Source organism: Microvirga subterranea (assembly GCF_003350535.1).
Taxonomy (GTDB): Bacteria; Pseudomonadota; Alphaproteobacteria; order Rhizobiales; family Beijerinckiaceae; genus Microvirga; species Microvirga subterranea.
On record NZ_QQBB01000002.1, the window covers coordinates 667,904 to 686,042 of the forward strand.

Here is an 18,139-nt window from a genome sequence, read left to right on the forward strand (position 1 = left end):
TCGGCAGGTGCGTGGCGAGCCACTCTCGCATGCAGGTCATTCTTGCCGGGCGATTGTATTCGTTGAATCAGCGCCCCTCAACCCTGGGGATTACAAAACCTGATCGTCCGTGCGGACCTGCACCCTGCGGTCCTTGGCGAGACGCCGCTACTCAGGAGGGGCTACGCCTTACCACCTTTTTCCCAAGCGCCCTTCTTGTCGCTCGATGAAGGTGAACGATATCGTTTCGGTATAGGGATAAACAACAACATCCGGAGGCCACATGCAGTACATGGGTAATATTGATGCTGAAGCCGGCGGAGCGGAGCTAAGTCATTCTGTTGCCGGCTCTGACTACGGTGGCGAAGCGCGGCAGGCATTGCTGATCCTCGACGGCATTGACGTCCAGCATGGACGGGAGCTGACCGCTCTTGAGCAGAGTGGTGCAGAGGAGGAGCTGAAGGAGTTCATCCGAAGCGATATCATCGCGAGATACCATGCACGACGGGCGCCCTTCGTGCGATTCCTGGAAGAGCGGCAGCAGCCGGAGAAGCCGCTCATAACCTGATTTTCCGGACATGCGCCGAACTCGCCTGCAAACTTGGCATTTGCGGCTCATCTGTCCCATCAGACCGATCTCAAAGCGTCCGCCGGGCGCTTTCTTTTTGTCTGGGCCTGGCCAGATCTCACAAAAGGCTCAGTCGGATTGCCTCATGGGCCGTGCTGACTTACCAAGGATGCACGGTGATTACGGACGTCACGATCCTTCTGCTCGCACCAGTCGCAGGGTTCTTCACGGCTCTGTGGCTTCTCCTGCTTTGGCTTGGGGATGGCGCAACCGAAGAGCAGGTTCATGACGAGTTCGCCCTGCCCGACGAGATGTCCATTGGGCAGGGTGGTGCCGATCCCCCGTTCGTCCCCATGCCAGACCACCTGAGGACCCGTGAGGAGATGGTGGCCTGGATGACCAAGGAGCTTCCCGGGCATCTCCAGGCCTACGGAGAATAATCGGCGCTACGCTTCGATCTACAGGCTGGGTAGATTGAGGCCGTGCTCACGGGCGCAGTTCCGCGCAATCTCGTAGCCTGCATCCGCGTGACGCATCACGCCTGTGGCAGGATCGTTCCACAGGACACGCTCAATCCGCTTGGCCGCCTCCTCGGTCCCATCACAGACGATGACCATCCCGGAATGCTGCGAGAACCCCATTCCGACACCGCCGCCATGATGCAGCGACACCCAGGTTGCGCCTGAGGCGCAATTCAGAAGAGCGTTCAGCAGCGGCCAGTCGGACACGGCGTCCGATCCGTCCATCATGGCCTCGGTCTCCCGGTTCGGCGATGCGACCGATCCGCTGTCGAGGTGGTCGCGCCCGATGACGATGGGGGCCTTCAGCTCGCCTCGCGCAACCATCTCGTTGAAGGCGAGGCCGAGCCTTTGGCGGTCGCCCAGTCCCACCCAGCAAATCCGCGCCGGCAGGCCCTGGAACTTGATGCGCTGCTTGGCCATGTCGAGCCAGTTATGGAGATGCTTGTTGTCCGGCAGCAACTCCTTCACGCGGGCATCGGTCCGGGCGATATCTTCGGGGTCTCCCGACAGCGCAGCCCACCGGAACGGCCCGATGCCGCGGCAGAACAGCGGCCGGATATAGGCGGGGACGAAGCCCGGGAAGTCGAAGGCATCGGCGACGCCTTCCTCCAATGCGACCTGACGGATGTTGTTGCCGTAATCGACGGTTGGAATTCCCATCCGATGGAACGCCAGCATGGCGCGTACGTGTTCGGCGATAGAATGCCGGGCGGCCTTTTCCACCGACTTCGGGTCCGTCTCGCGTTTGGCCTCCCACTCGGCCACGGTCCATCCGATCGGGAGATAGCCGTTGATCGGGTCGTGAGCGGAGGTTTGGTCCGTGACGCAATCCGGACGAACACCGCGGCGGATCAGCTCGGGAAGGATCTCGGCCGCGTTTCCGAGCAGGGCGACCGAGACGGGGGTCTTCGTCCTTGCGGCCTTCTCGATGATCGCCAACGCCTCGTCGAGATCGGCCGCCTGAACGTCGACATAGCCGGTGCGCAGACGCATCTCGATCCGGCTCGCCTGGCACTCGATGGCAAGGCAGGATGCGCCGGCCATGGTGGCTGCAAGCGGCTGGGCGCCACCCATGCCACCCAGACCGGCGGTCAGAATCCACCGTCCGGCGAGGTCGCCGCCGTAATGCTGGCGTCCCATTTCCACGAAGGTCTCGTAGGTGCCCTGAACGATGCCCTGGGAGCCGATGTAGATCCAGGACCCGGCCGTCATCTGGCCGTACATCATCAGCCCCTTGCGATCGAGCTCGTTGAAATGGTCCCAGGTCGCCCAGTGGGGAACGAGGTTCGAGTTCGCGATCAGCACACGCGGGGCATCGGCGTGGGTACGGAACACTCCGACGGGTTTGCCGGACTGAACCAGAAGCGTCTCGTCCGCCTCGAGGTTCCTGAGGGATGAGACGATCCGGTCGAAGCTTTCCCAGTCGCGGGCCGCGCGCCCGATGCCGCCGTAGACGACAAGTTCGCCAGGCTTCTCAGCGACGTCCGGGTCGAGGTTGTTCATGAGCATGCGAAGCGGCGCCTCCGTCAGCCAGCTTTTGGCCGACAAGGTTGAACCGTGTGCTGCGCGGATGGTCCGGGTGTTGTCGATGCGAGTCATGGGGATGTCCTCGGTCGTGATCTGAGTGGATAAATCTCGATGGCGTGGGGTTCAGGGTCAGAAGCCGTCGACGCGGGGCTGATCGCCTGGAGCCGTCACAGACGGAAGGTTCCGGGTGTTGACGATCTCTGCCAGCGCTCCCGTCCTGACGAGCGCGGCCGCGGCCGCGATGTCCGGGGCGAAATATCGGTCGTCCTGCAGGCTCGGCACGTCGGACCGAAGGCGGGACCGGACCGTTTCGAGAGGCGGGCTAGACGCGAGCGGAGCGTGAAAATCGCACCCCTGTGCCGCCGTCAGCAATTCGATCGCCACGACATTGGCCGCATTCTCCGCCATCGGCAGGAGACGACGTGCGCCATGTGCCGCCATGGAGACATGGTCCTCCTGATTGGCCGATGTCGGGATGGAATCCACGCTGGCCGGGTAGGCGCGCTGCTTGTTCTCGGATACGAGCGCGGCTGCGGTGACCTGCGGGATCATGAATCCCGAGTTGAGGCCCGGTTTCGGTGTGAGGAAGGCGGGAAGACCCGAGAGGGCCGGGTCGACCAGCATGGCGATCCGGCGTTCGGACAACGATCCGACCTCGCATAAGGCCATGGCGATCATGTCGGCCGCGAAGGCTACCGGTTCGGCGTGGAAGTTCCCGCCCGAAATGACCTCGCCCGTGTCCGTGAAAACCAATGGGTTGTCGGACACGCCGTTGGCCTCGATCCCTAGCGTCGCACCCGCTTGGCGGATCAGGTCCAGGCAGGCTCCCATGACCTGCGGCTGGCAGCGCAGGCAGTAGGGATCCTGGACGCGATCGTCGTTAGTGAGATGCGATGCGCGGATCTTGCTGGAGGCCATCAGTGAGAGGAGAGCGGTCGCGACCTCGATCTGCCCGCGATGGCCGCGGACCGACTGGATCCGGAGATCGAACGGCCTGTCGGATCCACGAGCGGCATCGGTCGAGAGGGCGCCGGTCACAAGGGCTGCTTGGAACACGCGTTCGGCATGAAACAGACCAGCCAAGGCGAGAGCGGTGGAGGTCTGGGTGCCGTTGAGAAGCGCCAGCCCCTCCTTCGGACCGAGCGTGAGTGGAGACATTCCTGCGCGCTCGAGAGCCACCTGCGCCGGGACCTGTACTCCGTCAACGATGAAGGCACCGATTCCCATCAGGGCCGCCGTCATGTGTGCGAGGGGAGCAAGGTCGCCCGACGCGCCGACCGATCCCTGGCCGGGAACGACCGGGACGAGGCCTTTCTCAAGGCAGTCGGCGAGATGCACGATCGTTGAGGTCCGCACACCGGAGACGCCCTGTGCCAAGCTTGCCAGCTTCAGCGCCATCATCAGGCGAACGACCGGAACCGGGAGAGGCTCGCCGACACCCGCAGCGTGAGAGACGACGATGTTGCGCTGGAGCGTGACGAGATCGGCGTCGCTGATGCGGACATTCGCGAGCTTTCCGAAGCCCGTGTTGATGCCGTAGACGCTCTCGCCTTTGGCGATGATCGCATCCACGATCTCGGCGCTCCGCGCGACCTTGGTCTCCCAACCGGGCTGGAGCCCGGTTCGGGCGCCGAAGTAGATGTCGCGCCACTGTGCGAGTGTCGCAGCTCCGGGGGTGAGCATGACCTGATGGCTCATTGTCCTCTCCAAATGCGGGCATGCAGGGGGTTGAAGCCTATGCGGTAGACGAGCTCGGCCGGGCGTTCGATGTCCCAGATCGCAAGGTCGCACCATTTGCCGGGTTCGAGCGTTCCGACGTCCTCGAGACGGCCGAGCGCACGGGCGGCTTCACGTGTCACTCCTGCGAGGCATTCGTCGACGGTCAGCCTGAACAGCGTCGCGCCCATGTTCATCGCCAGAAGCAGGGACGTCAGCGGCGACGTGCCCGGATTGCAGTCGGTCGCAATCGCCATCCGCGTCCCGTGGGCGCGGAACAGATCCACGGGCGGTGCCTGGGTCTCGCGCAGCATATAGTATGCCCCAGGCAGGAGAACGGCCACGGTCCCGGCCTTCGCCAGGGCGGCGGCCCCTTCAGCGTCGGTGTATTCGAGGTGATCGGCCGACAGAGCATCGTATCGAGCCGCAAGCTCCGCCCCGTGCAGGTTCGACAGCTGGTCGGCATGGAGCTTCACGGGAAGCCCATGGGCTTTCGCTGCGGCGAAGACTTTGGAGATCTGCGCCGGCGTGAAGGCGATGCCTTCGCAAAAGCCGTCGACTGCATCCGCGAGGCCTTCCCTCGCCACGGCGGGCAATAGCTCGTCGCAGATGAGATCGATGAACCCGTCCTTGTCGCCATTTGCCTCCGGCGGCAGGGCATGGGCGCCGAGAAAGGTGGTGGTCACCGTGACGGGACGCGCCTGCCCGAGACGGCGGGCCGCGCGCAGCATGCGCAGCTCGGACGGTAGGTCGAGCCCGTAGCCCGATTTGACCTCAGCCGTGGTGACGCCTTCCCGAATGAGGTGATCGAGGCGCGGCAGCGCAGCCGCGACGAGATCGTCCTCCGAGGCCGCGCGTGTCGCGCGGACCGTCGACAGGATGCCGCCGCCTGCGCGCGCGATTTCCTCATAGGTCGCGCCGGCGAGGCGCTGTTCGAATTCCCTGGCGCGATCACCGCCGAACACCAGATGGGTGTGGCAGTCGATCAGGCCGGGGGTGATCCACCGGCCGGCGCAATCGACCCGGTGGGCAGTATCCCACCCGCGGGGGAGTTCGTCCTGACGCCCCACATAGGCGATGCGCCCATCCCTGGACGCGATGGCCCCGCCTTCAACGATGCCTAAATCCTCTGCTTGGCCCGCAAAGGTCGCCAGACGCGCATTCAGCCAGATGGTGTCGAAAAGCATGGTCGCTCAGCCTGTTGATGCGATCAATATGTATAGACATATATGAGCTTCGTAATTTGTCTAGACAAAATCTGCAGGTTGGGAACACAAAGGGGATGGCACGTACGGCCGGGCACGGGTGGTGTGAGGCTGGACCTGTTCGGAGGAAGCCGTGCATCTGCACCAGAAGATCCGAAACGACATCGAGGGACGGATCATGTCGGGCGAGTGGGCCCCCGGCCACCGGCTCCCGTTCGAGCACGAACTCATGGCCGAGTACGGCTGCTCGCGGATGACCGTCAACAAGGTCCTTTCCGCCTTGGCCGCGCAGGGGCTCATCACCCGCCGGCGGCGGGCCGGCTCGGTGGTGGCTGCTCCCCGCGCCGACGAAGCGGTGCTCGAGATCCGCGACTTCGCCATGGAGGCCAAGCGGTCGAAGAAGACCTATCATCATCAAACCCTGCGCCGCGCGATCGAGGCGGTGGATGCTGCGACCGCTGGCCGGACCGGCTTGGCAGTCGGGGCCAAGGTCCTGTGCATCGATACTCTGCACCTCATCGATGGCAGGCCAGAGGCCTATGAGGAGAGGATCATCAATCTCGCGTCGGTGCCCGACGTGCGCAGGGAAACCTTCGAAGACCTGCCGCCCGGGACCTGGCTCCTCAATCGCGTTCCGTGGACGGATGCGGAGCACGTCATCGGTGCGGTCAGCGCCGATGCAAAGCTGCACAGGCGCCTTCAGGTCGCGACCGGAACAGCCTGCCTCGTCCTGGAGCGCCGAACCTGGCAGGCGGGGTCCTTTATTACTGAGGCACGCATCACCTATCCGGGGGACCGCCACCGTCTTGTCGGCCGGTTCTCCCCAACGGGACGGGGACAGGGGGGCCAGTCGCCGTCCGGGAGCGGCGGCAATCGCAAGGAGGGGCATCAGAGCGGCCGTGGTGAAGGCGTCGGACCTGAAGCACCCGAAGCCAGAGGAGCTGAACGATGAGCAGTCAGGAGAAGCCGGCCTCGCGACCTGTCGGCCTTCCGGGGGATCAGGGCGAGGATGGTCCAGTCTGGCGCGTCAAGGACGTCATACGGCCTTTGAGCGACGACGCGACGGGCGGATCCGCATTGCTCGGCTTTGCGTCCGACGAAGGAGTTCGCCGGAATTTCGGGCGCGTCGGAGCAGCTGGAGGGCCAGCGGCAATCCGCGAGATTCTGTCCCGCTTGGCAGTCCATGGCCCCATATCCCTGTACGAGGCCGGTGACGTCGTGTGCCTGGGTGAAGATCTGGAAGGAGCGCAGGAAAGCCTAGCCGAGAAGGTTGCCGGATTGCTCGACCGCGGCACACGGCCAGTTGTCCTCGGAGGAGGACATGAGGTTGCCTACGGCAGTTTCCTTGGCCTGACAAAGCACCTCCGCGATCGAATGGGATCTACCAAGATTCTCGTCGTGAATCTCGACGCGCATTTCGACCTTCGGCTTGCGCCGCGTCCGAATTCAGGAACGCCATTCCGCCAGATTGCAGAGCTTTGCTCCAGCCATGGCGCCGAGTTTCGCTACATCTGCTTCGGGATCAGCGAGTTGGCCAACACGACAGCCCTGTTCGAACGGGCCAAGGCTTTGGACGTCGAATACTGGCTCGATGAGGAAATCCGCCCTGATCAGGTCGATGGCCTCCGCAGCCTTCTCGAACGGCGCATCGCGCAGGCTGATTTGGTTTACCTGACGGTTGATCTCGACGTGTTGCCCGAAGCCGTTGCACCCGGCGTCTCCGCGCCTGCGGCCCGCGGTGTCCCGCTCGACGTCGTTGAAGGCCTCGTCGACACGGTTCTGGCTTCCGGCAAGCTCGCCGTCGCGGACATCGCCGAGTACAATCCGCTCCTCGATCGGAATGGCCAAACGGCCCGCGTTGCAGCCCGTCTGGCCTACCGGTTGGCAATTCCGCGGAATTGATCCCATCAGAGCTGGCCGTGCAGGCGGCGGTAAAGCGTGCTGCGGCTCACTCCCAGCCTGCGGGCGGCGAGGGATACATTGCCTCCTGCCGCCTGAAGCGCATCCTGCATGGCGTTGATCGTGAGAGCATCCAGGCTTGCCGGTTGCTCGGCAGATCGGGTTCGGCCCGGTCCGCACTCCGCCGGATTTGCGCGGATATCCGAGGGCAAGGCCTCTGTTCCGGCGGTCTCGCCCGGCTCGCAAAGCGCCAGCATCGCGCGCAGGCAGCCGACGAGCTGCCGGAAATTCCCGGGCCAGTGGTAGGCCGTAAGATGGGCCAGACAATCGGGAGACAGGGTGATCCGGCGGGCACGGCCGCCGAGTGCCTCCCATAAGGCGTCAATGAGTTGGTCCCGATCCCCGCGCCGGCTCAGGGGCTGGAGTTCGATCGTATATTGGGCAATTCGGTAATAGAGATCCGACCGGAAACCGCCCGTTCGAACGAGTTCCGCCAAGTCCCGATTGGTGGCGCATATGAGGGCGAAGTCGACCGCGGCTGGCCGACCTCCGCCGAGAGGCACGACCTCCCGCTCCTGGAGCACCCGCAGCAGCTTCGTCTGAAGGGCGAGCGGCATGTCGCCGATCTCGTCGAGGAAGAGCACACCTCCATCGGCCTCACGAAGATGTCCTTTGGACCCGCCGGCCCGGGCACCCGTGAAGGCGCCCGGCTGGTATCCGAAGAGTTCCGCTTCCATCAGCGTTTCCGGCAATGCGGCGCAGTTGATGGCCACGAAGGGCTTCCCGGAGCGCGCGCATCGCTCATGGGCCGCCCGTGCAAAGATCTCCTTGCCCGTTCCGGTCTCCCCCCAGACGAGGACCGGCACATCGGCATCAAGGAGACGCACCGCCCGCCCTACGGCCTTGAGGGTCTCCAGATCGAAGATCGGCTGAATGGCTCTCGGCGTGACGGGCTTCTGTTGCGGGGACGAGATCGCCGAGACCTTCTTTCGAGGGCGATCCAATCTGCCAAAGAGAGAGCTTCCGCCGATCCGTCTCAGGCGACCTGTGTCGGAGAAGGCGGACAGGCCATCCTGAAACAGGTCTGCCCATGCCGCCGTGCCAACGGCGCCGTAATCGCGGCCGACGAGCAGGAGACCTTGGCGATTGGCCGCCTTCAGCTGCCCGTTTTCGAACACGAGAATGCCCTCCCGTGGGGTGCCGAGAAGCGAGGGATCCGCCTGAAGGCGCACGAGATCCGTGTGCTCGAAGCCGCGATCGAAGAGCCGGTGTTCGATCTGCTCGGCGGCCAACCGAACGAGGCCGAGCGCATGGGCCTGATGGACTTCAGCCGGGCCAGAAAGGTCGAGGACGCCCAGGATCTTGCCTTGCGGTCCGATGATCGGGGTCGCCGAGCAGCTCAGGATGCGGTTGCACTCGAGGTAATGCTCCGCCCCACGCACCTCGATCGGGCATCCTTCCGCCAGGGCGGTGCCGATGGCGTTGGTGCCGACGATCTGCTCGGTCCAGGGAACACCGGGCCTGAGCGCCACGCGCGCCGCGCGCTGTGCGAAATCAGTGCTGCCGACCGTGTCGAGGATCAGGCCCTGGGCATTGGTCAGAATGACGATGCTGTCGTTCGCCTCGGCATCGGCATAGAGCACTTCGAGTTCCGGACGGCACAGGCGCTTGAAGGATTCGGCCTCTTCCGCGGCGGCAGCAAACTCCTGAGGTGTCAGCGGTTCGGGAAGGGAGCGGCTTCCGACCTCCAGTCCGAGCGCGGCACATCGCGACCAAGAGCGTTGGATCGGCTGGGAAACGAGGTTCTGGGCGAGGGTGCCTGCGGAAAAGAAACTCCGGCGTGCATCCTGAATCCGATCTGGCGACACGGCTTCCTCCTGTCACGGTGTCGCAAATTGCAACAGGTGTTGCAGATGCGTTTCATGGCGCGACGGAGCCCATGATAGGCCAAGGCCAAGCAAAGAGAAGTCACGAAACATCGTGAGGACTGTGCGGCGGAGCCGCACCTTGCTCTTCAAGCATTTGCCGCAGTGCAGCATCGATTTCTTCCCGTGAATGCGGGCAGTGGCACGCAAATTGCTAGGAGGCTGGCGTGTTCATCCAGGGAGGAAACCAATGAACAAGCCGGAATTCCTGACGCTCACCAAGGCCCCGTTCAAGGACCGTTATGCCAACTATATCGGTGGGCAATGGGTCGAGCCGGTCAACGGCCGCTACTTCGAGAATATCTCGCCCGTGACCGGCAAGTCCGTCTGCGAGATCGCCCGCTCGGACAAGGATGATATCGAGAAGGCTCTGGACGCCGCCCATGCGGCGAAGGATGCCTGGGGCAAGACGGCGCCGGGCGAACGTGCGCGCATTCTCAACCAGATCGCCGACCGGATGGAAGCGAACCTCGACACGCTGGCCTTGGTCGAGACCTGGGACAACGGAAAGCCGATCCGCGAGACGACCGCTGCGGATATCCCGCTCGCCATCGACCACTTCCGCTATTTCGCCGGCTGCATCCGGTCCCAGGAGGGATCGATCGCCGAGATCGATCACGACACGGTCGCCTATCATTTCCACGAGCCGCTCGGCGTCGTGGGCCAGATCATTCCCTGGAACTTCCCGATCCTGATGGCGGCCTGGAAGCTGGCGCCGGCGCTCGCGGCGGGCAACTGCGTGGTGATCAAGCCGGCCGAGCAGACGCCCGCCTCGCTCCTCGTCTGGGCCGAGCTCGTGGGCGACCTGCTGCCGCCCGGCGTCCTCAATATCGTCAACGGCTTCGGACTCGAGGCCGGCAAGCCCCTCGCGTCGAGCTCCCGCATCGCGAAGATCGCCTTCACGGGCGAGACGACGACGGGCCGCCTGATCATGCAATATGCGAGCCAGAACCTCATCCCGGTCACGCTCGAGCTCGGCGGCAAGTCGCCGAACATCTTCTTCGGCGACGTGACGGCGGAGGACGACGACTATCTCGACAAGGCCATCGAAGGCTTCGTCATGTTCGCCCTCAACCAGGGCGAGGTCTGCACCTGCCCGAGCCGTGCCCTGATCCAGGAGTCAATCTACGACCGGTTCATGGAGAAGGCACTGAAGCGTGTCGAGGCCGTCAGGCAGGGAAGCCCGCTCGATCCATCCACGATGATCGGCGCTCAGGCATCAAGCGAGCAGCTCGAGAAGATCCTCAGCTACATCGACATCGGCAGGCAGGAGGGAGCCGAGGTTCTGACGGGCGGCGAGCGCAACAATCTGCCGGGCGAACTGGCCGGGGGCTACTACGTCAAGCCGACCGTGTTCCGCGGCCATAACCGGATGCGGATCTTCCAGGAGGAGATCTTCGGCCCGGTGGTCTCCGTCACCACCTTCAAGGACGAGGACGAGGCCCTGTCGATCGCCAATGACACCCTCTACGGGCTCGGGGCGGGCGTTTGGACCCGCAACGGCAATCGCGCCTACCGCTTCGGCCGGGCCATCCAGGCGGGCCGCGTCTGGACCAACTGCTACCATGCGTACCCGGCCCACGCGGCCTTCGGCGGCTACAAGCAGTCCGGCATCGGTCGCGAGACGCACAAGATGATGCTGGACCACTATCAGCAAACCAAGAACCTCCTTGTCAGCTACAGCAGCAAGGCGCTCGGGTTCTTCTGATCCGTGCGGAAAGGGCAGGGCGCGGCGTCCCGCGCCCTGCCTCCGCATGGCACGACGTGAGGTGATGGATGGAAAAGACCGAGATCCTACGTGTCACGGCAACGCCTGCCGCAATCGACCTGATTGCGACATTGGAGAGCGAATACGGGCCCGTTCTCTTCCATCAGTCGGGCGGATGCTGCGACGGCTCGTCCCCCATGTGCTACCCGCAGGACGACTACATTGTCGGAGACGCCGATGTTCTGCTCGGTGTGATCGGCGGCGCGCCCTTCTATATGAGCCCATCGCAGTACGAGTACTGGAAGCACACACAGCTGATCATCGACGTGGTGCCGGGCAGGGGCGGGATGTTCTCCCTCGAAAATGGGCGCAACGTGCGGTTCCTGACGCGCTCTCGCTTGTTCTCGGATGATGAGGCTGCTGCTCTCGGGCTTGCCGATTAGAAGCTGTATCGCTTTTGGGGCCGAGGCCGACCGGGTCGGCGGTAATATATAAGGAGAGGCGTGTATTCTGTTCTTCGGAGCCGTTCTCTTAGGAATAACTTTACCTTAGGGCACGATTTCTAAGGCATCGACAGGAATGTCCTCCAGGAGAACGCAATGCACCGAGCCGCCCTCACCGCCATCGTCTTGCTTGGGCTCGCCGCCCAAGCCCATGCCCAGACAACGCCGGCTCCCGCTGCCGACGCTGTACCGGTCTCCCGGGCGGAGATCCGGGAACTGATCGAAGCCGCTCAGGCGACCGCAAAGGCCTCGCGGGAGAACGTCGACTACACGCGGGTCGTCCCTGATCTGCTCTATCAGATCCTGGCGAAGCTCGACAAACTCGAGGATAAGCTCGACAAGGTCGAGAATGCAGTCAAGTCCGGGCGGACTGCTGGTCAGACCAAGCGGTAAGCCTCGGCCTCCGTCCCGGGGAAGCCTACAGCTTCCGGGCGACATCGTAGGACAAGGCCGTGTCCTCTACGGCTCCCGGCACGCCAAAAATGATCGGAGATGGGTCGATGACGAAAGCAGCTCTCGTCGAGGCAAACGGTGCTCGCATCCCTTGCCTTGGCTTGGGAACATGGACGCTCCGCGACGACGCCTGCGCAGATGCCGTCCGTGCGGCGTTGGACGCCGGGTATCGTCACATCGACACGGCGGCCATGTACGGCAACGAGGAGGCGGTCGGCGCTGGGCTCAAGGCATCCGGGGTGGCCAGGGACGAGATCTTCGTCACCACCAAGGTCTGGCACGGCGACCTTGCTCCCGATGACCTGCGCCGGTCGGCCGAAGCGAGCCTTCGGCGGCTGGGCCTCTCGCAGGTCGACCTGCTGCTCATCCATTGGCCGAACAGCGATGTGCCGCTCGGCGATACCCTCCGGGCCCTGAGCGGCGCGAAGCGGCAGGGGCTCACGCGCCATATCGGCGTTTCGAACTTTTCCGCCAGCCTTGTGGAGGAAGCCGTTCGCCTCTCGGCCGAGCTGCTGGTGGTGAATCAATGCGAGTATCACCCGTATCTCGATCAGAGCCTGGTGCGGGACGCCTGCCGGAGGCACGGCCTCGCCTTCACGTCCTATTGCCCGCTCGGGAAGGGCGACCTCATCGACGACCCTGCCATCCAAGCCATTGCGGCAGAGCACGGGAAAACGCCCGCCCAGGTGATCCTGCGCTGGCATGTGCAGCAGCCTGCGACCATCGCCATTCCCAAATCCGGCAACCGGAACCGCATCGCCGAGAACCTGCACATCTTCGACTTTGCCCTCTCGCAGGACGAAATGCGGCGCATCTCCGGCTTGGCGCGACCGAACGGCCGGATGGTGTATCCGAGCTGGCGAGTGGAGTTCGACTGAGTTCCTCGGAGAGGAGCAATCCGGCGAGCCGCAACGCTTTGAGCTCACGCCCGTTTCCCTTTCAGAACGGAATGACCGGGGAGCGTGCGATTGCGATGCGGGTCACTGTCTTCAGCACGAAACCTTACGACCGTCGGTTCCTCGACGCGGCCAACGCCGGCTTGCGCCACCACCTGATCTATCTCGAAGCCCGACTGACCGCAGAAACGAGCAATCTTGCGGCGGGCTCCGACGCAATCTGCGCCTTCGTGAATGATGAGTTGACTGCCGGGGTGCTTTCGCAACTCGCCGGGCAGGGAATTCGTTTGGTCGCACTGCGGTCGGCCGGCTTCAACAACGTGGACCTGGAGGCTGCCCGGACTGAAGGGATCGCGGTGGCGCGCGTTCCTGCCTATTCGCCCCACGCCGTCGCCGAGCACACGATCGCCCTGATGCTGACCCTCAATCGCAAGACCCATCGGGCCTATAACCGGGTTCGGGAGGGCAACTTCGCGCTCGAAGGACTCCTCGGCTTCGATCTCGCAGGAAAAACGGCAGGGGTCGTGGGCACGGGCAAGATCGGAGAGGTGGTCTGCCGGATCCTAGCCGGGTTCGGGTGCACCGTGGTTGCACACGATCTCCACCCGAATCCGGCCTGCGAGGGGCTTGGGGTCCGCTATGTCCCGGTGGCCGAACTGCTCTCGTCATCGGACGTCATCACTCTTCATTGCCCTCTAACACCTGACACGCATCATCTGATCGACGACGCGAGCCTCGGCTTGATGAAGCGCGGGGTCATGCTCATCAATACGAGCCGCGGCGCCGTCATCGACACACGGGCGGTGGTGCGGGGCCTAAAGGATGGCATCATCGGGAGCCTTGGCCTCGACGTTTACGAAGAGGAGGCCGATCTCTTCTTCGAGGATCTGTCGTCCCGGTTCATCAGCGATGATCTTTTTGCCCGGCTCCTGACGTTTCCGAACGTGCTGATCACCGGCCATCAAGCCTTCTTCACGCAGGAGGCTCTCACAAGCATCGCCGAGACAACCTTCGCCAACATCACCGCTTTCGAGAAGACCGGACACGCTCTCCATACGGTCTCCGTCGAAAAGATTGCCCGCGAGACACGATGACGGTCCAGCCAGGGCTTAGACTTTCAGGGGCGGGGAGTGAACCCAGAAGCTCAGCTGCGCATTATCGTTCGTAAGATTTTATGCCGCCTGGGCGATTTGGGGTCCCGAAGGCGCAGGAGGAGCGAGGTGTGTCATGAGATTCCTTTTCGCGACGACGACCGTTCTGCTGGCGCTGGCCGGCATGGGGGCCGAGGCAGCCGATTACGGCCGTATCACACGCCATCGCTACACCCCGATTGCCCAACCGATCCAGCCGATCGTTAGGCTGGCCGACCAGGGGCTCGGCTATTCCGTGCTTCACCAGAGTCTGGGGCCTGTGCCGGCGCCTCATCGGGTGCACGTCACGTGCACCATCGATGAAAGCTACGCGGTGACATTCTGCCCGACCGTGAACTATGTCGCCTCCTGTCCCCGGGCGACGATCGCGTGCCGCTGATCCGGCGCGACACGGCGAAGCTGCACTTTCACAGGGGATCGGGCGCTATTCGTCGTCCGGAGCGGCCTGCCAGCCGGCGATCTCTTCCGCCGTAGCTTTTCTCTGGCTGAGCAGCTCGCCCAGCATCGTCACCGGGAAGGATGTGCTAGTACGAACGGCCCGGATGAAGTTGTCCTCGTCGAGTTCGAGCAGGCGGACGATCATCCTGTCGGGCGTTTCGGGATCGAATTCGATATCGAACGAATAGCGAGGATGCTCGTATCCGTCATCGCTGAGGGCAGGAATGTGGAGCGAGAAGACTCGGTCGTCCGGAGCCGAGAATCCAAAACATGCTCCGCGAGCATCAGGATTGTGCATTTTCATCGTGGATCTTCCTGGCAAACTTGATTGGTTTGTCGCGGGACGCGGAACGCAGAGGAACGAATTGTGGCAAAATATGGTGAGGCCATTAAAATTGCACAATTCCGCCATTCCTAGAAGACACGAATTCGAGATATTGGATCTGCCTTTACACCTACGATAGGATTAATTGGAATGAAGTAGGGGTATTTGGACAAATATGCATAGGACAATTTGGCGCCAAGATCATCGTGATCTCTTACGCCGTCTTGCCTGGGCGAATCGAAGGGTGCGTTTTCCGGCTGCTCACCGCACCTGATCTTTGGGTCGCGGCAGATTGTCGAGGCAGGTCTCTAGATATGCTTCCATGCGATCGCGAGCACTGAGCTGAAACACTCTCATGCGCCCGGTATGAGAGAGCAGGAGCAGTCCGGCTGTATGGGCAAAAACATCGACCATGAGGATCCTTGCGTGGCCCGGTGATGCTCCCGCTTGAACCGCGGCCTCCGCGATGGGATTTAGTGCCGCTTCAAGGCACCTGTTCAAGTGTTCGTTACGGTCCTTGCCCAAGCCTTCGGGCGTCATCCCGCCCCGGAAGAGATAGAAGCCGAGATCCAGGTCGCGCGGGTTCTCGGCGTAAAACCGAAAGAACGCCATGGCGGCGGCGCGCAGGCGCTCGGTTGGCTCAATTGCTTGCGATGCTTCCTTCCTGACGACCTCGCCCAGCTTTGCCAGGGAGACCTGCAGGATCTCGGCATAGATCGCCTCTTTGGACTCGAAGTGAAAATAGAGGGCTGCCGGCGTATAACCGGCTGCGGCCGCGATAGCGCGCAGGGAGGCGCCTTCGAGACCCTCCGCTTCGAAGACCCTTCGAGCCGCCTCCAGGATCAGACCTCGCTTGAGGTTTCGGGTGGCCTGCACCCGCCCTTGCTTGCGCTGCTCCACAGCCATCCCGGCTCCCGCTTTTCGTTCTTGACGGGAATTTCTAACACTGTTCAAATTTGTGGACAAGAACGACCGGGGAGGCTTCCATGCTCATGACGGCATCGGATTATCGGGATTCGCTTCGTGCCTACAGGCCAAGGGTGTTCGTGAACGGGCAGGCCATCGGGAGCGTTGCCGACGAGCCCCTTCTCGCCGCCGGCATCGATGCGGTCGGCATCACCTACGATCTGGCGCACCGGCCCGACCACCTGCCGATCATGACAGCCCGCCAGGGTACATCCGGCAGGACTGTCAACCGGATGCTGCATATCAACGAGACATCGGCGGACCTGCTCTCCAAGCTCGAGGCCGTCCGGTTGGTCTGCAAGATCTCAGGCTGTGCGCAGCGTTACCTCACCCATGATGCGCTCAACGGCATCTTCCAGGCGACGAAGCGGACTGACGTCTCACATGGGACCGATTATTCGGAGCGCTTCCTGAACTACCTGCACGAGGTGCAGGATCGCGACCTAACCCTTGGCGTCGCCATGACGGATGCGAAGGGCGACCGGGCCAAGCGGCCTGGGCAGCAGGCCAATCCGGATGTCTACGTACACATCAAGGAGCGGCGGCCGGACGGCATCGTCATCCGCGGCACCAAGGCCATCGTGACCGGCGCTCCCTACATGCACGAATTCCTCGTCATGCCCTGCCGGACGCACACGAAGGAGGACGCGGAATTTGCGGTCTGCTGCGCCGTTCCGGTGGATGCCCCCGGCGTCACGATCGTGGCGCGCCCCGCAGGGCGGCCAGGCGAGGCTGCGGCAAAGTTCTCCGCCAAGTACGGGCAGTCGACCGGGGTCGTGATCTTCGACGACGTGTTCGTGCCGCACGACCGCGTTTTTCTCGCAGGCGAATACGAAGAAGGGGGCTTCATCACCACGTCCTACGCGACCCACCATCGCCATTCCTGCATCGGCGCTCGCGCCGGATTCGGCGATCTGCTGATAGGGGCAGGCGCTCTGATGGTCGAGGCGAATGGTCTCGACCCGGACCGGCACGGCCATATCCGCGACGCGATGGTCGAACTGATCACGATCACGGAGGGTTTCTATGCCTGCGGCGTGGCAGCCTCTGTGTATTGCACGAAGGACCCGGCAGGATCGGTCATGCCGGATGCCGTGTTTTCGAACATCGGCAAGCTCCTTCTGGCCACCAAGATCTACGACATGCATCGGCTCGCCCACTACGTCTCGGGCGGCATGGTGGTTGCGCTGCCGGGGCCTGACGAAGACCACAACCCGCTGACGCAGGCCTCTCTCACGTCCGTTCTCGGCGGGCGAGCCGACATCCCCATGGAACAGCGGATGGAGGTGTCGCGGCTGATCGAGGACCTGACCGTTTCCCACCAGGCTGGCTGGTACTCGGTCATATCGCTACACGGCGGCGGATCGCCGGAGGCGATGAAACGGGAGATCTGGCGCAACTATCCAATCATGGAAAAGGTCGAGCTCGTCGAAAACCTTCTCGATCAGGGAGTGCTGGAGGAGGGGAGGCGCGTCTCCAAGCAACCAGGGCGTTGCTGTGCGACTGGCTGCGAGGTTCCGAACCCGCACGATGGAGCGACCGGGCCGAAGAATGCAGGCCGAGAGGCGGCGGAATGACGCATGAGCGAGGCTCTCGGTCCGGGCTCCCGCCGCACATATGGGTGGCTGCCGCGACGGTCCGCCAGGGACCTCCGCGGGGCCGGTGAGATCGCTCAGACGACGAAAAAGTGATCGTAGGTCAGTGCGAGACCGGGTGTCACCTTTGCGAAGGCCATGGCGTCCTGCCAGCCTGAGCCGTCCGGGTCATAGGAGATGGTCCCGCTGGCGCGGTCGTAGAGGATGTAGTCATTCCGGTCGAGGGCCGCGCCGCCGGTCCGGAAGTTGGCCTCTCCGAGCTTGCCCTGAACGAGGCTCGCGAAGATCGCATCGTCGAGCTGGATTGTATCGTCGTTCACATCGAAGTCGGTGATCTTGTCGATCCGTGACCCATCCAGCCTCGTGTCGAATGCGAAGGTGTCCTTGCCTTCGCCTCCGGTCAGCAGGTCGCTGCCTCCCTTTCCGAAAAGCTTATCGTCGCCGGAGGTCCCGATCAACGTGTCGCTGGTCCAGCCACCGATCAAGGTTTTGCCCGGTACGGCCGTCTGATCCGCATCCGGGGATGGGGTCGGAAGCGGCGCTGATGTCGGATCGGATGAGAGGGTATCCGCTGCCGGGGCACCATGCTTGGCCGCCGATGCGCTGGTGCCGTAGGACAGATCCGGCGACTTCACCTGCACCGCCAGCGTTTCGTTTCCGGTCGGCGACGAGCGGTAGATGCCCATGTTCCAGTGGGTGGTGCTCTGGTCGGTGTAGCCGACCGCGCCGGAGTAGTTGACCACCTGCTGGCCGTCGAGCCAGAC

18 protein-coding genes are annotated in these 18,139 nt (G+C 63.3%); 11 read left to right on the forward strand and 7 right to left on the reverse strand.

The annotated features are described in order from the left end of the window. Nucleotides 1-262: 262 nt before the first annotated feature. Both DES45_RS07940 and DES45_RS07945 read left to right on the forward strand, forming a co-directional pair. Complete coding sequence (locus DES45_RS07940; protein WP_114769411.1) at nucleotides 263-547, forward strand: hypothetical protein; 285 nt, start codon at nucleotides 263-265, stop codon at nucleotides 545-547. Nucleotides 548-723: 176 nt separating this feature from the next. Further along, the gene (locus DES45_RS07945; RefSeq protein ID WP_114769412.1) at nucleotides 724-987 is read left to right on the forward strand and encodes a hypothetical protein; all 264 of its coding nucleotides are present in this window, start codon (nucleotides 724-726) and stop codon (nucleotides 985-987) included. Nucleotides 988-1,005: 18 nt separating this feature from the next. On the opposite strand, the gene hutU is transcribed toward DES45_RS07945, so the two are convergent. Genes hutU through hutI form a run of 3 tightly spaced genes read right to left on the reverse strand, consistent with a single transcriptional unit; the run spans nucleotide 1,006 to nucleotide 5,498 of the window. Continuing rightward, entirely contained in the window at nucleotides 1,006-2,667 is a 1,662-nt protein-coding gene (gene hutU / locus DES45_RS07950) for a urocanate hydratase (RefSeq protein WP_114769413.1), read from the reverse strand. A 57-nt stretch (nucleotides 2,668-2,724) separates the two neighbouring features. Then, entirely contained in the window at nucleotides 2,725-4,293 is a 1,569-nt protein-coding gene (hutH, locus tag DES45_RS07955) for a histidine ammonia-lyase (protein WP_114769414.1), read from the reverse strand. Continuing rightward, nucleotides 4,290-5,498, reverse strand: coding sequence for an imidazolonepropionase (hutI, locus tag DES45_RS07960; RefSeq protein WP_114769415.1), 1,209 nt, complete (start codon nucleotides 5,496-5,498; stop codon nucleotides 4,290-4,292). Before hutI ends, hutH begins: the two co-directional genes overlap by 4 nt. 151 nt (nucleotides 5,499-5,649) lie before the next feature. Between hutI and hutC the strand changes: the two genes are divergently transcribed. Then, nucleotides 5,650-6,468 (forward strand): histidine utilization transcriptional repressor HutC, encoded by an 819-nt coding sequence (gene hutC, locus DES45_RS07965; RefSeq protein WP_245571581.1) that lies wholly within the window; start codon nucleotides 5,650-5,652, stop codon nucleotides 6,466-6,468. Continuing rightward, nucleotides 6,465-7,418: a formimidoylglutamase gene (hutG, locus tag DES45_RS07970; RefSeq protein WP_114769416.1), complete on the forward strand. Its 954-nt coding sequence runs from the start codon at nucleotides 6,465-6,467 to the stop codon at nucleotides 7,416-7,418. The genes hutC and hutG overlap by 4 nt, the downstream gene beginning before the upstream one ends. Before the next feature lie 5 nt (nucleotides 7,419-7,423). Here the strand turns inward: hutG and DES45_RS07975 are convergent, their stop codons facing one another. Then, the gene (locus DES45_RS07975; protein ID WP_114769417.1) at nucleotides 7,424-9,283 is read right to left on the reverse strand and encodes a sigma-54-dependent Fis family transcriptional regulator; all 1,860 of its coding nucleotides are present in this window, start codon (nucleotides 9,281-9,283) and stop codon (nucleotides 7,424-7,426) included. Nucleotides 9,284-9,530: 247 nt separating this feature from the next. Between DES45_RS07975 and adh the strand changes: the two genes are divergently transcribed. The 6 genes from adh to DES45_RS08005 all read left to right on the forward strand — a co-directional run bounded on the left by adh (nucleotide 9,531) and on the right by DES45_RS08005 (nucleotide 14,430). After that, complete coding sequence (adh, locus tag DES45_RS07980) at nucleotides 9,531-11,048, forward strand: aldehyde dehydrogenase (RefSeq protein WP_114769418.1); 1,518 nt, start codon at nucleotides 9,531-9,533, stop codon at nucleotides 11,046-11,048. A gap of 68 nt (nucleotides 11,049-11,116) precedes the next feature. Continuing rightward, nucleotides 11,117-11,491 carry a DUF779 domain-containing protein gene (locus DES45_RS07985; protein WP_114769419.1) on the forward strand — a complete coding sequence of 125 codons (375 nt, stop codon included), beginning with the start codon at nucleotides 11,117-11,119 and terminating at the stop codon, nucleotides 11,489-11,491. A gap of 156 nt (nucleotides 11,492-11,647) precedes the next feature. Then, entirely contained in the window at nucleotides 11,648-11,944 is a 297-nt protein-coding gene (locus DES45_RS07990) for a hypothetical protein (protein WP_114769420.1), read from the forward strand. Between the two features lie 107 nt (nucleotides 11,945-12,051). After that, the gene (locus DES45_RS07995; RefSeq protein WP_114769421.1) at nucleotides 12,052-12,882 is read left to right on the forward strand and encodes an aldo/keto reductase; all 831 of its coding nucleotides are present in this window, start codon (nucleotides 12,052-12,054) and stop codon (nucleotides 12,880-12,882) included. A 95-nt stretch (nucleotides 12,883-12,977) separates the two neighbouring features. Then, a complete protein-coding gene (locus DES45_RS08000; protein WP_114769494.1) occupies nucleotides 12,978-13,994 on the forward strand; it encodes a 2-hydroxyacid dehydrogenase in 1,017 nt (338 codons plus the stop codon). 133 nt (nucleotides 13,995-14,127) lie between these two features. After that, nucleotides 14,128-14,430: a hypothetical protein gene (locus DES45_RS08005; RefSeq protein WP_114769422.1), complete on the forward strand. Its 303-nt coding sequence runs from the start codon at nucleotides 14,128-14,130 to the stop codon at nucleotides 14,428-14,430. A 45-nt stretch (nucleotides 14,431-14,475) separates the two neighbouring features. Here the strand turns inward: DES45_RS08005 and DES45_RS08010 are convergent, their stop codons facing one another. Then, complete coding sequence (locus DES45_RS08010) at nucleotides 14,476-14,793, reverse strand: hypothetical protein (RefSeq protein ID WP_114769423.1); 318 nt, start codon at nucleotides 14,791-14,793, stop codon at nucleotides 14,476-14,478. 282 nt (nucleotides 14,794-15,075) lie between these two features. Continuing rightward, nucleotides 15,076-15,720, reverse strand: a complete 645-nt coding sequence (locus DES45_RS08015; RefSeq protein WP_210271939.1) for a TetR/AcrR family transcriptional regulator — start codon at nucleotides 15,718-15,720, stop codon at nucleotides 15,076-15,078. 80 nt (nucleotides 15,721-15,800) lie between these two features. On the opposite strand from DES45_RS08015, the gene DES45_RS08020 reads away from it, so the two are divergent. Beyond that, nucleotides 15,801-17,357: a 4-hydroxyphenylacetate 3-hydroxylase family protein gene (locus DES45_RS08020; protein ID WP_114769424.1), complete on the forward strand. Its 1,557-nt coding sequence runs from the start codon at nucleotides 15,801-15,803 to the stop codon at nucleotides 17,355-17,357. 95 nt (nucleotides 17,358-17,452) lie between these two features. Here the strand turns inward: DES45_RS08020 and DES45_RS25075 are convergent. Next, nucleotides 17,453-18,139: calcium-binding protein (locus DES45_RS25075; RefSeq protein ID WP_483466618.1), on the reverse strand; the 687-nt coding region annotated here is incomplete at its 5' end.